This is a genomic window from Streptomyces sp. Je 1-332 (assembly GCF_040730185.1).
GTDB lineage: Bacteria > Actinomycetota > Actinomycetes > Streptomycetales > Streptomycetaceae > Streptomyces.
In genome coordinates, this window is the sequence record NZ_CP160402.1 from 2,649,080 (window position 1) to 2,664,550 (window position 15,471).

Annotated in this window: 10 protein-coding genes; 2 read left to right on the forward strand and 8 right to left on the reverse strand. The window is 70.6% G+C overall.

Features of this window, described 5'->3' with window-relative positions:
* Positions 1 to 32 precede the first annotated feature (32 nt).
* Complete coding sequence (lepA, locus tag ABXJ52_RS12270) at positions 33 to 1,904, reverse strand: translation elongation factor 4 (RefSeq protein WP_367041801.1); 1,872 nt, start codon at positions 1,902 to 1,904, stop codon at positions 33 to 35.
* A gap of 314 nt (positions 1,905 to 2,218) precedes the next feature.
* On the opposite strand from lepA, the gene rpsT reads away from it, so the two are divergent.
* Positions 2,219 to 2,485, forward strand: coding sequence for a 30S ribosomal protein S20 (gene rpsT / locus ABXJ52_RS12275; RefSeq protein WP_367041802.1), 267 nt, complete (start codon positions 2,219 to 2,221; stop codon positions 2,483 to 2,485).
* 371 nt (positions 2,486 to 2,856) lie between these two features.
* Here rpsT and holA read toward each other — a convergent pair whose 3' ends face one another.
* Positions 2,857 to 3,840, reverse strand: coding sequence for a DNA polymerase III subunit delta (gene holA, locus ABXJ52_RS12280; RefSeq protein ID WP_367041803.1), 984 nt, complete (start codon positions 3,838 to 3,840; stop codon positions 2,857 to 2,859).
* 78 nt (positions 3,841 to 3,918) lie between these two features.
* Between holA and ABXJ52_RS12285 the strand changes: the two genes are divergently transcribed.
* Positions 3,919 to 4,173, forward strand: a complete 255-nt coding sequence (locus ABXJ52_RS12285; RefSeq protein ID WP_367041805.1) for a hypothetical protein — start codon at positions 3,919 to 3,921, stop codon at positions 4,171 to 4,173.
* Between the two features lie 33 nt (positions 4,174 to 4,206).
* Here the strand turns inward: ABXJ52_RS12285 and ABXJ52_RS12290 are convergent, their stop codons facing one another.
* The 6 genes from ABXJ52_RS12290 to leuS form a co-directional block, all read right to left on the reverse strand.
* Positions 4,207 to 5,025, reverse strand: coding sequence for a YceI family protein (locus tag ABXJ52_RS12290; protein WP_367041807.1), 819 nt, complete (start codon positions 5,023 to 5,025; stop codon positions 4,207 to 4,209).
* Positions 5,026 to 5,354: 329 nt separating this feature from the next.
* On the reverse strand, positions 5,355 to 8,069 hold the full coding sequence (locus ABXJ52_RS12295; RefSeq protein ID WP_367041809.1) for a ComEC/Rec2 family competence protein: 2,715 nt from the start codon (positions 8,067 to 8,069) through the stop codon (positions 5,355 to 5,357).
* Positions 8,066 to 8,803 (reverse strand): ComEA family DNA-binding protein, encoded by a 738-nt coding sequence (locus ABXJ52_RS12300; protein WP_367049008.1) that lies wholly within the window; start codon positions 8,801 to 8,803, stop codon positions 8,066 to 8,068. Before ABXJ52_RS12300 ends, ABXJ52_RS12295 begins: the two co-directional genes overlap by 4 nt.
* 1,473 nt (positions 8,804 to 10,276) lie before the next feature.
* Complete coding sequence (locus ABXJ52_RS12305) at positions 10,277 to 11,122, reverse strand: DegV family protein (protein WP_367041810.1); 846 nt, start codon at positions 11,120 to 11,122, stop codon at positions 10,277 to 10,279.
* A gap of 99 nt (positions 11,123 to 11,221) precedes the next feature.
* The gene (locus ABXJ52_RS12310; RefSeq protein WP_367041811.1) at positions 11,222 to 12,013 is read right to left on the reverse strand and encodes a hypothetical protein; all 792 of its coding nucleotides are present in this window, start codon (positions 12,011 to 12,013) and stop codon (positions 11,222 to 11,224) included.
* 143 nt (positions 12,014 to 12,156) lie between these two features.
* Complete coding sequence (leuS, locus tag ABXJ52_RS12315) at positions 12,157 to 15,060, reverse strand: leucine--tRNA ligase (RefSeq protein ID WP_367041813.1); 2,904 nt, start codon at positions 15,058 to 15,060, stop codon at positions 12,157 to 12,159.
* Positions 15,061 to 15,471: the final 411 nt, after the last annotated feature.

Here is a 15,471-nt window from a genome sequence, read left to right on the forward strand (position 1 = left end):
CGTGCCGGACGGGGCCACAGCTGAGGCAGGGACTACTTCTTCCCCTTGCCGGGGCCGCTGTCGTCGCTGGAGAGCACCGCGATGAAGGCTTCCTGCGGCACCTCGACGGAGCCGACCATCTTCATGCGCTTCTTGCCCTCCTTCTGCTTCTCCAGGAGCTTGCGCTTACGGGAGATGTCACCGCCGTAGCACTTGGCGAGGACGTCCTTGCGGATGGCGCGGATGGTCTCGCGGGCGATGACCCGGGAGCCGATCGCGGCCTGGACGGGAATCTCGAAGGCCTGGCGCGGGATGAGCTCGCGCAGCTTGGCCACCAGGCGCACGCCGTACGCGTACGCGGCGTCCTTGTGCGTGACGGCGGAGAAGGCGTCGACCTTGTCGCCGTGCAGCAGGATGTCGACCTTGACGAGCTGGGCGGACTGCTCGCCGGTGGGCTCGTAGTCCAGCGAGGCGTAACCGCGAGTCTTGGACTTCAGCTGGTCGAAGAAGTCGAAGACGATCTCGGCGAGCGGCAGCGTGTAGCGGATCTCCACGCGGTCCTCGGAGAGGTAGTCCATGCCGAGCAGGGTGCCGCGCCGGTTCTGGCACAGCTCCATGATCGAGCCGATGAACTCGCTGGGCGCGAGGAGCGTGGCGCGCACGACGGGCTCGAAGACCTCGTCGATCTTGCCCTCGGGGAACTCGCTCGGGTTGGTGACCGTGTGCTCGGTGCCGTCCTCCATGACCACGCGGTAGACCACGTTCGGAGCGGTGGCGATGAGGTCGAGACCGAACTCGCGCTCGAGCCGCTCACGGATCACGTCGAGGTGGAGCAGGCCCAGGAAGCCGACGCGGAAACCGAAGCCGAGCGCGGCCGACGTCTCCGGCTCGTAGACCAGCGCGGCGTCGTTGAGCTGCAGCTTGTCCAGGGCCTCGCGCAGGTCGGGGTACTCGGAGCCGTCCAGCGGATAGAGACCCGAGAAGACCATCGGCTTCGGGTCCTTGTAACCGCCGAGGGCCTCGGTCGCACCCTTGTTCAGGGAGGTGATCGTGTCACCGACCTTGGACTGACGGACGTCCTTCACGCCGGTGATGATGTAGCCCACCTCGCCGACGCCGATGCCGTCGGCCGGGGTCATCTCGGGCGACGAGACACCGATCTCGAGCAGCTCGTGCGTGGCCCCGGTGGACATCATCCGGATCCGCTCACGCTTGTTGAGCTGGCCGTCGACCACTCGGACGTACGTCACGACGCCGCGGTACGAGTCGTACACCGAGTCGAAGATCATCGCGCGCGCGGGCGCGTCCGCGACACCGACCGGCGGCGGAACCTCGGCCACGACCTTGTCGAGCAGCGCCTCGACGCCCATGCCGGTCTTCGCGGAGACCTTCAGCACGTCCTCGGGCTGGCAGCCGATGAGGTTGGCGAGCTCCTCGGAGAACTTCTCCGGCTGGGCGGCCGGCAGGTCGATCTTGTTGAGCACCGGAACGATCTTGAGGTCGTTCTCCATCGCCAGGTAGAGGTTGGCGAGAGTCTGCGCCTCGATGCCCTGCGCCGCGTCCACGAGAAGGACCGTGCCCTCACAGGCCGCGAGCGAGCGGGACACCTCGTACGTGAAGTCCACGTGGCCCGGGGTGTCGATCATGTTGAGAACGTGGGTGCTGCCCTTGTCGGGCCCCTCCGTGGGGGCCCAGGGCAGACGCACCGCCTGGGACTTGATCGTGATGCCGCGCTCACGCTCGATGTCCATGCGGTCGAGGTACTGAGCACGCATCTGCCGCTGCTCGACCACGCCGGTCAGCTGGAGCATCCGGTCGGCGAGCGTGGACTTGCCGTGGTCGATGTGCGCGATGATGCAGAAATTACGGATCAGAGCCGGGTCGGTACGGCTCGGCTCGGGCACATTTTTAGGGGTCGCGGGCACGCAGGGTCCTGTCTCTTGAGGCGCCTGTCGCCTCGGGTCGGATCTATACGTAGGTTCCATGGTCCCATGGGTGAAGCACTGGGCCCGGCGTGGGCCGGTCCGGGTGAGGGGCGGGCCCGGATTGCGCCGGGTCCGGGTGGGGCGCGGGCCTGGATTGGGCCGGTCCGGGTTGAGCGCGGGCCCGGATTGGGCCGGCCGGAGGGCGGCTGGTAATCTGGGCAGCTGTGTCTCCTTGCCCTCTCGGTTCTGAGGCACGTGTCAAAGAAACTCATCTGCAGTACCTCTGCAGGACCTGAACCTGAAAAGGCTCTTTCGTGGCGAACATCAAGTCCCAGCTCAAGCGGATCAAGACCAACGAGAAGGCGCGTCAGCGCAACAAGGCAGTCAAGTCTTCCCTGAAGACCGCGATCCGCCGGGCCCGCGAGGCCGTTGCCGCTGGTGACACCCAGAAGGCCGTCGAGGCGACGCGCGAGGCTTCGCGCCAGCTCGACAAGGCCGTCTCCAAGGGCGTCATCCACAAGAACCAGGCCGCCAACAAGAAGTCGGCGCTTGCTTCGAAGGTCGCGACCCTCCAGGGCTGAAACCCTTGCCCCGGCTCGCCGGGGCGCTGATCAATCCTCCCGCGAGGGTAATTCGAGCCCTCTACCTCGAATCGCGGACAGACCCCGCAGTACGCCACGCTGCGACAATGCCCCCGGCCCACTCCGGGGGCATTGCTGTGTCCGGGGGCGTTAAGCCCCCGTAGGGGCGCGGGGAACGGCGCGAGCAACCACAACGGACCGGCGGCCGACGAACCTGCGGAGGCACCCCCAGGGGCGCGGGGAACTGCGCGACAAGCCACAACGGACCTGCGGCCGACGAACCGACGGAGCCACCCCAGGGGCGCGGGGAACTGCGCGAACTAGCACAACGCCCCCGCAGACACAGCACCCCGGGGGGCAACCGCACAACCTCAGCGGCGCGCCCGCGCAGCACGGGCAACAGAAACGACAGCCTTCTCCAACGCGTACTCGGGATCATCGCCCCCACCCTTGACCCCCGCATCAGCCTCCGCACAGGCCCTCAACGCCACCGCCACCCCATCCGGCGTCCACCCCCGACTCTGCTGCCGAACCCGATCAATCTTCCAGGGCGGCATACCAAGCTCCCGAGCAAGATCGGCCGGCCGCCCACCCCTCGCAGAGGACAGCTTGCCGATCGCCCGGACAGCCTGAGCGAGCGCACTGGTGATCAGGACGGGGGCGACCCCGGTCGACAAGGACCACCGCAACGCTTCGAGCGCCTCGGCGGCCCGCCCCTCCACCGCACGGTCGGCCACGGTGAAGCTGGAGGCCTCGGCCCGCCCCGTGTAATAGCGGCCGACGACAGCCTCGTCGATCGTGCCCTCGACGTCAGCCACCAGCTGGGACACCGCCGAAGCCAGCTCCCGCAGATCGCTGCCGATCGAGTCGACCAGGGCCTGGCACGCCTCGGGAGTGGCCGAACGGCCCAGGGCACGGAACTCACTCCGTACGAACGAGAGCCGGTCCGCGGCCTTGGTCATCTTGGGGCAGGCGACCTCACGCGCCCCGGCCTTGCGAGCCGCGTCGAGCAAGCCCTTGCCCTTGGCACCGCCCGCGTGCAGCAGGACGAGGGTGATCTCCTCGGCCGGCGCGGAGAGATACGCCTTCACGTCCTTGACCGTGTCGGCCGACAGATCCTGCGCGTTGCGTACGACCACGACCTTGCGCTCGGCGAAGAGCGAGGGACTGGTCAGCTCGGCGAGCGTGCCCGGCTGCAACTGGTCGGAGGTGAGGTCGCGCACGTCCGTGTCCGCGTCGGCGGCGCGGGCGGCCGCGACCACCTGCTGCACGGCGCGGTCGAGGAGGAGATCCTCCTGGCCCACGGCGAGCGTGAGAGGAGCGAGCGGGTCGGCGGTATCTGTCTTCCTGGCCATCGCGGTCAAGCATCCCACGCGGCACTGACAGCCCACCCCGCACAGCCGGTTCCGAAGCGCCCCGCCCCGTACCGGAGAATGGGCAGGGTGACCGACGTACGACATGTGCTGGTGCTGCCCGACCGCGACGCCGCGGAGGAAGTGGCCGAAGAACTCCCCGACCGTTTCGGCGTGCGCGAGCAGCCCCAGCTCGTCCGTGACGCCCTGGCGGGCGAGGACGACGCCGAGGACGCCCAGTGGCTGGTCGTGATCGAGGACCCCGAGCGGCGCCTGGACCGGACGGCACTGGACGATCTGGCGGCGGAACACGAGGGGTGGCTGGAAGCTCCCTAGACCCCGGCCCGCCGGGCAGCGGGCCGCCCGGTGTCAGGACTTGGGCAGGACCTGTATATCGAGGTCGATCGAGATGCTGGGGCCGATCGCCGCGATGCCTCGGGCCAGCATCGTCTGCCAGTTGATCGTGAAGTCGTCGCGGTGCAGCTCGGTGGAGGCGCGGCAGGCCACGCGGGTCTCCCCCTCCAGGCCGCGGCCCACTCCGAGATACTCCGTCTCCAGCGTCACCGTGCGCGTCACCCCGTGCAGCGTCAGACCACCCGTGATCGCCCAGCGGCTGCCGCCCTTGTGCACGAAGCGGTCGCTGTAGAACTCCATCGTCGGGAAGCGCTCCACGTCGAGGAAGTCCCCGGACCGCAGGTGGTCGTCGCGCATCTTCACCGCGGTGTCGATGGAGGAGGCGTCGATGACGACGTGCATGGCCGAGTCCTCCATGCGCTCCCCCAGCCGTATGGCGCCCGCGAAGCTGTTGAACCGCCCGTGGATACGGGCGAGACCGATGTGCCGCGCGGTGAAGGCGACCGAGGAGTGCAGGGGATCGATCTCCCAGTCACCGGGCTCGGGCAGCGCCGGAGGCGGGGCTATCTGGAGCATGACGTCACCGAGCGAGGCGTGCGCGCTCTCCCCGACCGTGGCGTTCGCCCGGTACGGAGTGAACCCCTCCGCCGAGACCGCCAGGCGGTAGTCACCGGCGGGAACGGTCGCGACGAACGAACCGAACGGATCAAGCCCCCCACCGACGACCTTGCGCCCCATGGCATCGCTCACCGCGAACTCCGCATGCCGCACCGGCTCGTTGACGGGGTCGAGCACCCGGCAGCTGAGCACCCCCGCGCTGGCCGGTACCGCCACAGCGGAAAGGGGACCGCCGCCCCGTCCGGCCCGACCCGCTCCTCCAGCCCGACCCACTCGCCCCACTCGCCCTGCCTGACCTGCCTGGCCGACTCGATTCGTTCGACCGGCTCGGTCCGTACGTTCTCCCAGCCAACGGCCGAACATTTGCGACACACCCCCGCGCACCTTGACAACTCCTGTCACGAAGAGACATTCGATCACCGTTGCGGCATTCGATGCAACACGAACCCACTTCACTGGAATCCTGCGATAGCACTTGAACTGTCCTGAGTAACCGAGTTGGTCACCTGTAGAGGCGTTTTGGTACCCAGGCTCCGGACGACGGGCTATGGCGGGCGCGTGGCGACCTGCAATGCCGGGGCTGCTCCCCCGACCACCGCCCGCCCGTCGGTCGGCCCGATGACCGCGATGGAGCCGTTCGTATCCGTCCGCAGCACCTCCGCGCCCCCGGCCCGCAACGCCGCGACCGTACGAGGCGCCGGGTGGCCGTATGAGTTGTCCCGTCCACAGGAGATGAGAGCCAGGCGAGGCGCGGCCCGCCGCAGGAGGCCGGGGTCCTGATAGGCCGAGCCGTGGTGGGCGACCTTGAGCACGTCCACTGGCGGCAGCGCCGCCACGGCAGGGGTACGCGCCAGGGCTCGCTGGGCGGGCGGCTCGAGATCACCGAGCAGGAGCAGGGTCACTCCTCCGGCCCTGACGAGCAGCGTGACGCTGGCGTCGTTCGGGCCGTCGGGGGTCGCTGCCGTGCCCGGACCGGCCGCCGCAGGCCAGAGCACCCGCCAGTCGAGGACCCCGCCGTCCGCGCGTCGCCGCTCCCCCGCCACGGCGTGGCTCACCGGGATCCCGCGGGCAGCCGCCTGCCCCCGTACGAACCGCGCCTGCTCGGGAGGCTCTTGATACCCCGTCGTCTGGATCGCCCCGACCGAACGCCCCCGCAGCACACCCGACAGGCCCGCCACATGGTCCGCGTGGAAATGCGTCAACAGCACCAGCGGCACACGCGTCACGCCGAGCGAACGCAGACAGCGGTCCACGAGCACCGGATCAGGCCCCGCGTCGACGACCACCCCCGCCCCGTCACCGGCAGCGAGCACGGTGGCGTCCCCCTGCCCCACGTCACACATCGCGAACCGCCAGCCCGGTGGCGGCCAGCCCGCGATCACCCGGGTGAGAGGCGGAGGCTGGACGACGGCGAGGACGAGCAGCACGGCGAAGGCGACGCTGACCCACGGATGCCTGACGAGCCTGCGGCCGAGCAGCACAACGCCCACCGTGGCGAGGGCGAGCAGCAGACCACCACGCCACCCACCTGGCCAGTCGACCCCGCTCCCGGGCAGGGCCGCCCCCGCGCGGGCGATGTCCGCGATCCACCCGGTCGGCCAACTCGCGCACCACGCCAGAGCCTTGGCGACCGGCATCGCCAACGGCGCCGTCGCCAGCGTGGCGAAACCCAGGACCGTGGCAGGCGCGACGGCCACCTCCGCGAGGAGGTTGCAGGGCACCGCCACCAGGCTCACCCGTGCCGCGAGGACGGCGACGACCGGCGCGCACACCGCCTGCGCGGCTGCCGCGGCGGCCAACGCCTCGGCCAGACGCGGAGGAACCCGGCGCCTTCGCAGGGCAGCACTCCACCTCGGAGCGAGGGTGAGCAGGGCTCCGGTGGCGAGGACGGAGAGCAGAAAGCCGGGACTGCGAGCCAGCCACGGGTCGTACAGGACGAGCAGCAGTACGGCGGCGGCCAGGGCCGGGATCAGCGATCTGCGCCGCCCTGTGCCGATGGCGAGCAGGGCGATCAGCCCGCAGGCCGCGGCCCGCAGCACACTCGGGTCCGGTCGACAGACGATGACGAAGCAGAGGGTGAGGACGCCGCCCAGCAACGCGGTCATCCGTAGTGAAATCCCCAACCGCGGTGCGATCCCCCGTCGTTCAGCACGCTGAGCCAGGCCGGGTGGGCCGATGAGCAGGGCGAGGACGATCGTGAGGTTGGCGCCGCTCACCGCCAGGAGGTGCGTCAGGTCGGTCGCCTTGAAGGCCTCTTCCAACTCGGGTGACACGCGCGAGGTGTCCCCGACCACCAGGCCGGGCAACAGCGCACGGGCGTCGGGCGGCAGACCGTCCGTGGCCTCCCTCAGCCCGCCCCGCAGTCTCCCCGCAAGCCGCTGCGGCCGTGACGCCGCCTCGATCACCTCCGGGGACGGCTCCCCGGACACCCGCAGCACGGCCGCCACGCGGTCGCTCCGCGGCAGGGGAGGCGAGAGGCTCGCCTGGACACGCAGCGTGGTGGAGGGCAGCAGTGCCAGCCAGCGAGCCTTGGGCCAGGGTCCGGCAGAATCCCCACGTCTGACCCCGCGGCCCCGCTCGTCCCCCTCCCCACCTCCACGCCCGTTCCCGCTCCCGCTCCCGCTCCCGGCGAAGACCAGGGCCGGGGTGCGGGTCACGGAGGTGTCGCCGTCCGCCGACGTGACCCGGACGATCTCCGCGTCGAACATGACGGAGGGCGGCACGGCATGGGCCCCCGTGACGCGGGGCCGGGTCAGCCGGGGGTCGCCGGTGACCTCCAACTCCACCTCTGCATCGGCGTATTGATTCGCCAGGGCAGGGACCGGTCCTCGGTGCAGGTCGGCCCCGTGCAACCCGCCGGAGGCAGCGCCCGCCGCGGCGCAGAGAAGCACGGCCGCCGCCGAGACCCGCCGCCATGGCTGCCCTCGCCACCAGCCGCCGGGCGGCCCGGTCACCGCGTCCTGCCGCCCTTCCTCCCCTTCGCCCGCCGACCGGCTCCTCACCGTCCAGGTCACCAGCAGGGCACCTGCCACCACCACACAGACCACCACCGCTGCGGTCACCCACTGATGCGGGGCATCCAGCGCCACGGCCGCGCTTCCCCACGCCGCGAGGGCGGGCGGCACGAGTCGCAGGTCCAGCGGGCCCTCCCGCCGAGGGTGGGCGCCCGCCGCCCCAGGCCCGGTCGGGGTGTGAGCGGTGGGATGCCCCGGTTCCGTCGGAGCCCCCGGCGCGACGGCCGCCCGGCTCGGCGCTCTCATGGCCGCACGAGATTCTGCAGGTCGGCGTAGCGTTTGTCGCCGATTCCGTTGACCTCGCGCAATTCGTCCACCGAGCGGAAACCGCCGTGTTCTGTGCGGTAGTCGATGATGTGCTGGGCCAGCACGGGGCCCACGCCCGGCAGTTCGTCGAGTTGCTCGGCAGTGGCCGTGTTGAGGCCGACCGGGGCGGCGGGGCCTCCTGCCGTCGGTCCCGCTGCCGCACCCGCGCCGGGTTCCGCCGGGGCTGCCGATGGTGGCACCGGGGCGCCGACGACCACTTGTTCGCCGTCGATGAGCAGACGGGCACGGTTGAGGCCGTCCGTGTCCGTGCCGGGGCGAACTCCGCCTGCGGCCTTCAGCGCGTCGGCGACACGGGAGCCCGCGGGCATCCGCAGAATTCCGGGGCTTCGGACTTTTCCGCTGACGTCCACGACGATCCTCGCGCCGGCGGCACCGGCCGCCGGCCTGCCGCCGCCTTCCGAGGGAGGCGGGGCTCCGGGCGACGGGGAGGGCGCCGCCCCGACCACGTCCGGCGCCCGCACCGGCTGCGTCCGCCCTGCCCAGAAGTGCTGGGCAGCGAAGACCGCCGCAACGACTAAGACCACCAGGAGCGCGACCAGACTCCGCCGCTCAAGCCCGCACCGCACCTGCAGCCACAACGGCAACCGCTCCCGCACAACAAGCCCCACCCGCCCCCGCAGGGGCGCCCCCACCTCCACCCGCCGAGCCGTCAGCTCCGGCTCCGGCTGCGGGTGGGCCGCCGCCTGCGGCCGGGGCTCCGGCCCCGGCTGCGGCTGCGGCTGCGGCTGCGGCTGCGGCTGCGGCTGCGGCTGCGCAGCATGAGCGCCCGCCACCGACTGCCGCCACCGCCGGTCCTGCACCTGCCCCCGCGCCGACACCGACAACGGCACCCGCACGGCCTGCGGCAACACCGCACCCTCCGGCGACGACGCCGACCGAGTCGACGACTCGGCCAGCGGCAATCCCACACCCTCCGACACCGACTGACGCCAACCCGCGCCACGCCGCTGCGCCTGCGGCACAAACTCACCATCAGCCGCGTCCGCCTGCGGAGCCCGAGGCACCGGCGCAACCGAAGACGGCCCCCGCACCGAAGGCAGCCGCTGCGACCCCCGCACGGCCTGTTGCAGGGTCATGCCCTCCGGCTCACCATCCGCCTGCTGAGCCCATGGCACCGGCGCTACCGAAGACCGAGCCCACACCGGCGCCTGCCGATGCGGACCCCGTCCCGGCCGTTGCAAAATTCCATCCTGCGGCTCACCATCGGCCGCGTCCGGCTGCTCAGCCCGCGGTACCGGCGCAACCCAAGACCGAGGCCACACCGGCGCCTGCCGCTGTGAACCCCGCCCGGCCTGTTGCAAAGTCGCGCCCTGCGCCTCCCCCACGTCCTCCGGCTCACCACGCTCACCATCGGCCGCGTCCACCTGCCGAGCCCAATACGGCACCGAAGGCTGCGTCCGCCCCGAAGCCTGCGGTTGCGCAGTAGCCCCGACCCCCGCCCCCGGAGTCTGCGACACCGCCCTCGATCGCCGCGCCACCCGCGGCTGAGACGGCGACTCCAGATCGGAATCCGGCTCCGACTCCGACCGCTCACGCCCCGCCTCCCCCAGCTCCGGCTGACGCCAACGCCTGACCGGCCCCGGCCCAAGCTCTGGCCTTGCCCCCAGCCCTGGCCCCAACCCAGGCCCCGGCCCCGGCCCCAAATCACCCCCAACCGCCAGCACACCCCCCGACCCCCGAACATCCGGCGGCGCACTCGACCTCAAGCCCCCTTCATCACCGCCCCGTTCACCACTCCCGCTACCGCCCCCTCCCTCAGGCCCGGTAGGGAAGAGCGCCTCCGCGCGCTGTCGCAACGCCCGTGACCGCGCTTCCGCCGAGGCGTGTCTGCGCCTGGTCGCTCGCCTGCGGGCGTGGCTGTATCGCGCGCGGTCGTCAGCGGCTCGGCCGTCGGACGCGGGGGCTCGCCCCGGTCCGCTCGTCGCGGCGGGTTTCCGTGAAAGTGATCGAAGTGCCATGCCAACGACGCTAGGCATCGCGGCAGAAATTAGTTGATCTTGGTCAATTCCCGTGGATTACCCGGAAGTTGTGGATAACTTCGTCACCCACACCCACACCCACACCCCGCTCCCCACACCCCGCGCCCCCGCACCACCCAACACCCCTCGCCCCTCGCCCCTCGCCCCTCACCAGGGCGAAACCACAGCCCCCAACAACCCCGGCCCCGTATGCGCCCCGATCACCGCGCCGACCTCGCTCACATGCAGTTCCGCCAGGGCCGGCAGCCGGGCCCTGAGGCGGTCCGCGAGGGTTGCTGCGCGGTCCGGGGCCGCCAGGTGATGTACCGCGATGTCGACGCGGTTCGACCCTGCCCGCTCGACCACGATCTCCTCGAGCCGGGCGATCGCCTTGGACGCCGTCCGCACCTTCTCCAGCATCTCGATGCGCCCACCGTCCAGCTGGAGCAGCGGCTTCACGGCCAGGGCCGAGCCCAACAGGGCCTGGGCCGCGCCGATGCGGCCACCACGGCGCAGATAGTCCAGCGTGTCGACGTAGAAGTACGCGGACGTGTTCGCGGCCCGTTTCTCCGCCGCCGTCACCGCCTCGTCCACCGAACCGCCCGACTCGGCGGTCTCCGCCGCCGCGAGCGCGCAGAAGCCCAGGGCCATCGCGACCATGCCGGTGTCCACCACCTGGACCGGCACCGGCGCGTCCTTCGCCGCGAGGACCGCCGCGTCGTACGTTCCCGAGAACTCGGCCGACAGGTGCAGAGAGACGATGGCCGTGGCGCCGGAATCGGCGACCTTGCGATACGTCTGCGCGAAGAGTTCCGGGCTCGGCCGTGAGGTGGTCACGGAACGCCGCTTCTGCAGCGCCAGGGCCAGGGAGCGGGCGGAGATCTCGGTGCCCTCTTCGAGCGCCTGGTCGCCGAGGACCACGGTCAGAGGTACCGACGTGATGCCGTGCCGCTCCATCGTCCGCTGCGGCAGATAGGCCGTTGAATCCGTGACGATCGCGACATGACGGGACATGCGGTGGAGATTACCTGCCTGGACCCGCAGGCGGCAGCCCGACCCCTGAGGCGGCAGTCTGCCAGCCGCACCCCCGGCCGTGCCACGTCACCCGCGCGGTCACGTCGTGCTCTCCGGCCTGGTCTGCTTCTCCCAGGAATAGACGGGCCGCGGCGTCGGCGGCGTGATGGCGGGCCGCGCCGACTCCTCCGCCGACGCGGACGGCTTCGACTGCCGCGCCCGCTCCGGCTGCTCCGGCCGCCCCGGCCGCCCCGAAGGCTCCGTCCACGTCTGCTCGGCGCCCTTGCCCGCGTCAGCCGCCGGCTCGGGCTCGGGCCACGCGGCGGGAGTCTGCGTGGGCGAGGGCTCCTTCGTCCAGTGCCGCAGCGCGCCGGTCTCCAGGTCGATCTGCGAGCTCAGGGAGTCCAGGTCGTCGCCCGCGAACCGCTGCGACCGGTCGCGCACCGCCCACCGCAGCGAGTCCGCCGACTTGGTGATCTGCGCCGTACGCTCCCGCAGCGCCGGGAGCCGCGCGGCCAGGGTCGTCCTGTCGGGGTCCCGCTCGAGGCGCCGCAGCTCGTCGTCCAGCTCGTGCCCGTGCGCGCTCAGCCGCTCGAAGAGCCCCAGGGACTCCTTCAGCGAGGCGTCTTCGACCACGCCCGCCTGCAGGGCGTCCTGCGTGGCCCGCATCGACGTACGCAACTTGAGCCGCAGCTGGGCCAGTTCACCGGCCGCGCCCACCTGCGCGAAGCTCTTCGCCCGGAGCGTCGTGTCCTCCACCGACCGGCGCGCCTGCGAGATCGTGCGGTCCACGCCACGCTTGGCGGCACCGACCGCCTTCACGGTCATGTACGCACCGAAGATCACGAACAGCAGTACCAGCAGCGCCACGATCACGCCCATGGCTTCCATGACGCTCCTCCCAGGTCCTGCGGCGGGTTCCGCACCGACTCTTCAACGGTAAACGCAAAGGGCAGGCCGAGGGTTCCAACGGAACCCCCAACCTGCCCGTAGGGGACTACCCTCATGCCCCCTCACACTGCCTGCGCCCGGTCTCAGGCCGGAACGATGTTCACCAGCTTCGGCGCCCGCACGATGACCTTGCGGATCCCGGCGCCGTCCAGCGCCGCCAGCACCCTCTCGTCACCCATGGCCACCTTCTCCAGCTCCTCGTCCGAGATCGACGGGGAGACCTCAAGGCGCGCCCTGACCTTGCCCTTGATCTGCACGACGCAGGTCACGGTCTCGTCCACGACGTACGCCGGGTCGGCCACGGGGAAGTCCTGGTGGACGACCGAGTCGGTGTGGCCCAGCTTGCGCCACAGCTCCTCACCGACGTGCGGGGCCAGCGGAGCGATCATCAGCACCAGGCGCTCGGCGACCGAGCGCGGCAGCGTGCCGCCCTCCTTGGTCAGGTAGTTGTTCAGCTCGGTGATCTTGGCGATGGCGGTGTTGAACCGCATGCCGTCCAGGTCCTGGCGCACACCGTCGATCGCCTTGTGCAGGGCGCGCAGCGTGCCCTCGGCGATCTCGGACTCCGCGGCGTCGGCGACCGTGACCTCGCCGGTCGACTCGTCGACGATCAGACGCCACATGCGCTGCAGCAGGCGGTACTGGCCGACCACCGCACGCGTGTCCCACGGGCGCGAGACGTCCAGCGGGCCCATCGCCATCTCGTACAGGCGCAGGGTGTCGGCGCCGTACTCCTCGCAGATCTCGTCCGGAGTGACCGCGTTCTTCAGGGACTTGCCCATCTTGCCCAGCTCGCGCTTGACCGGCTCGCCCTCGAAGAAGTACTTGCCGTCGCGCTCCTCGACCTCGGTGGCCTGGACCGGGAAGCCACGGCTGTCGCGGTACACGTAGGCCTGGATCATGCCCTGGTTGAACAGCTTGTGGAACGGCTCGGCGGACGAGATGTGCCCCAGGTCGAACAGCACCTTCGACCAGAAGCGGGCGTACAGCAGGTGCAGCACCGCGTGCTCGGCGCCGCCCACGTACAGGTCGACGCCGCCGGTCGGCTGTCCTTCGCGCGGGCCCATCCAGTACTGCTCGACTTCCGGGTCGACCAGCTGCTGGTCGTTGTGCGGGTCCAGGTAACGCAGCTCGTACCAGCACGAACCGGCCCAGTTGGGCATCGTGTTGGTCTCGCGGCGGTACTTCTTGGGCCCGTCGCCCAGGTCCAGGGTGACGTTGACCCAGTCCTCGTTGCGGGACAGCGGCGTCTCCGGAGAGGTGTCCGCGTCATCCGGGTCGAAGGTGCGCGGGGAGTAGTCGTCGACCTCCGGCAGCTCCAGGGGCAGCATCGACTCGGGCAGCGAGTGGGCGATGCCGTCCTCGTCGTAGACGATCGGGAAGGGCTCGCCCCAGTAGCGCTGGCGGCTGAACAGCCAGTCGCGCAGGCGGAAGTTGACGGTGCCCTCGCCGATGCCGCGGGTGGCCAGCCAGCCGGTGATCCGTGCCTTGGCGCCCGCGACGTCCAGGCCGTCCAGGGAGATCTCCGTGTTCGTGGAGTTGATCAGCTTCGCCTCGTAGGAGGAGAAGGCGTCGTCCCAGGTCGCCGTGTCGGTGCCGCGGCCGTCCGAGGGCTCGACCACGCAGTGCATCGGCAGGTGAAAGGCACGGGCGAAGGCGAAGTCGCGGCTGTCGTGCGCCGGGACGGCCATGATCGCGCCGGTGCCGTAGCCCATCAGTACGTAGTCGGCGATGAAGACGGGGACCTGCTCGCCGCTGACCGGGTTGGTGGCGTAGACACCGGTGAAGACACCGGTCTTCTCCTTGGCGTCGGCCTGGCGCTCCACGTCGGACTTGGAGGCGGCGAACGCGCGGTACTTGGCGACGGCCTCGGCCGGCGTGGCGTGCCCGCCGGTCCACGTCTCGTGGGTGCCCTCGGGCCAGGCGTCGGGGACGACCTTGTCGACCAGCTCGTGCTCGGGCGCCAGAACCATGTAGGTGGCGCCGAACAGCGTGTCCTGGCGGGTGGTGAAGACGGTGATCGCGTCGCCGTCCTCGGTGCCGACGGGGAAGGCGACGCGGGCGCCTTCGGAGCGGCCGATCCAGTTGCGCTGCTGCAGCTTGATGGCCTCGGGCCAGTCCAGGCCGTCCAGGTCGTCCAGCAGGCGGTCCGCGTAGGCGGTGATGCGCATGTTCCACTGGCGCAGCTTGGCCTTGAATACGGGGAAGTTGCCGCGCTCGGAGCGTCCGTCGGCGGTGACCTCCTCGTTCGCCAGGACGGTGCCCAGGCCGGGACACCAGTTGACGGGCGCGTCGGAGGCGTACGCCAGGCGGTACGCGCCCAGGACCTCGGCGCGCTCCGCGGCGTCCAGTTCGCTCCACGCGCGCGTGGTGCCCGGTACGGGGCGCTCACCGCTGTCGAACTGCGCGACCAGGTCGGCGATCGGACGCGCCTTCTTCGCCTCGTCGTCGTACCAGGAGTTGAAGATCTGTACGAAGATCCACTGGGTCCACTTGTAGTAGTCCGGGTCGATCGTCGCGAAGGAGCGTCGCTTGTCGTGGCCCAGGCCCAGACCGCGCAGCTGCGCCTTCATGTTCTCCATGTTGGCCTCGGTGGAGGCCCGCGGGTGGGTGCCCGTCTGCACGGCGTACTGCTCGGCGGGCAGGCCGAACGCGTCGAAGCCCAGGGTGTGCAGGACGTTGTGGCCGTTCATCCGCTGGAAGCGGGCGAAGACGTCCGTGGCGATGTACCCCAGCGGATGGCCGACGTGCAGGCCCGCTCCGGAGGGGTACGGGAACATGTCCATGATGAACTTCTTGGGCTTGGCGACCAGCGCGGCCTGGGCTTCACCCTTCGCCGCCAGGTCACCACTCGGGTTGGGCGCCTCGTACGTGCCGTCGGCGTCCCAGAAGTCCTGCCAGCGTGCCTCGATCTCGGCGGCCAGGGCGGCCGTGTAGCGGTGCGGTGCGGCCACCTCGGAGGCGGCAGCAGAATTCGTCTCGCTCATGATCCTCAAAGCTCCATCGATCGTCTCTGCCTGCGGAAATGACCGTCCTGGCCAAATGAAAAAGCCCCTCACACAGGAGGGGACGCCGCGCCGATGCCGACCGCGATTTTCCGGCGGTCGGGACTGATCAGCGCGGCCCGCTAAGCAGAAGGCGTACGGCACGCATGGCGTCAGGGTACCGCAGCGCCCGTGCGGCCCGCGACGAGGTTCCACGCCGCGACACCCGCACCGACCGGAGGCGCACGGCGGTCCGGAACCCAACCTTTGGCCAAGGGTTACTCCGCGTACCGACCACTAACGGGGCAACACCAAGATCGCATCGCGTTTGGATAACAACGCAATAACTCAAACCTCGTACTCACTGGTATGCGGCCACTTAGCATGCGGCGATCGAGCCATTTCGGAGTCGCC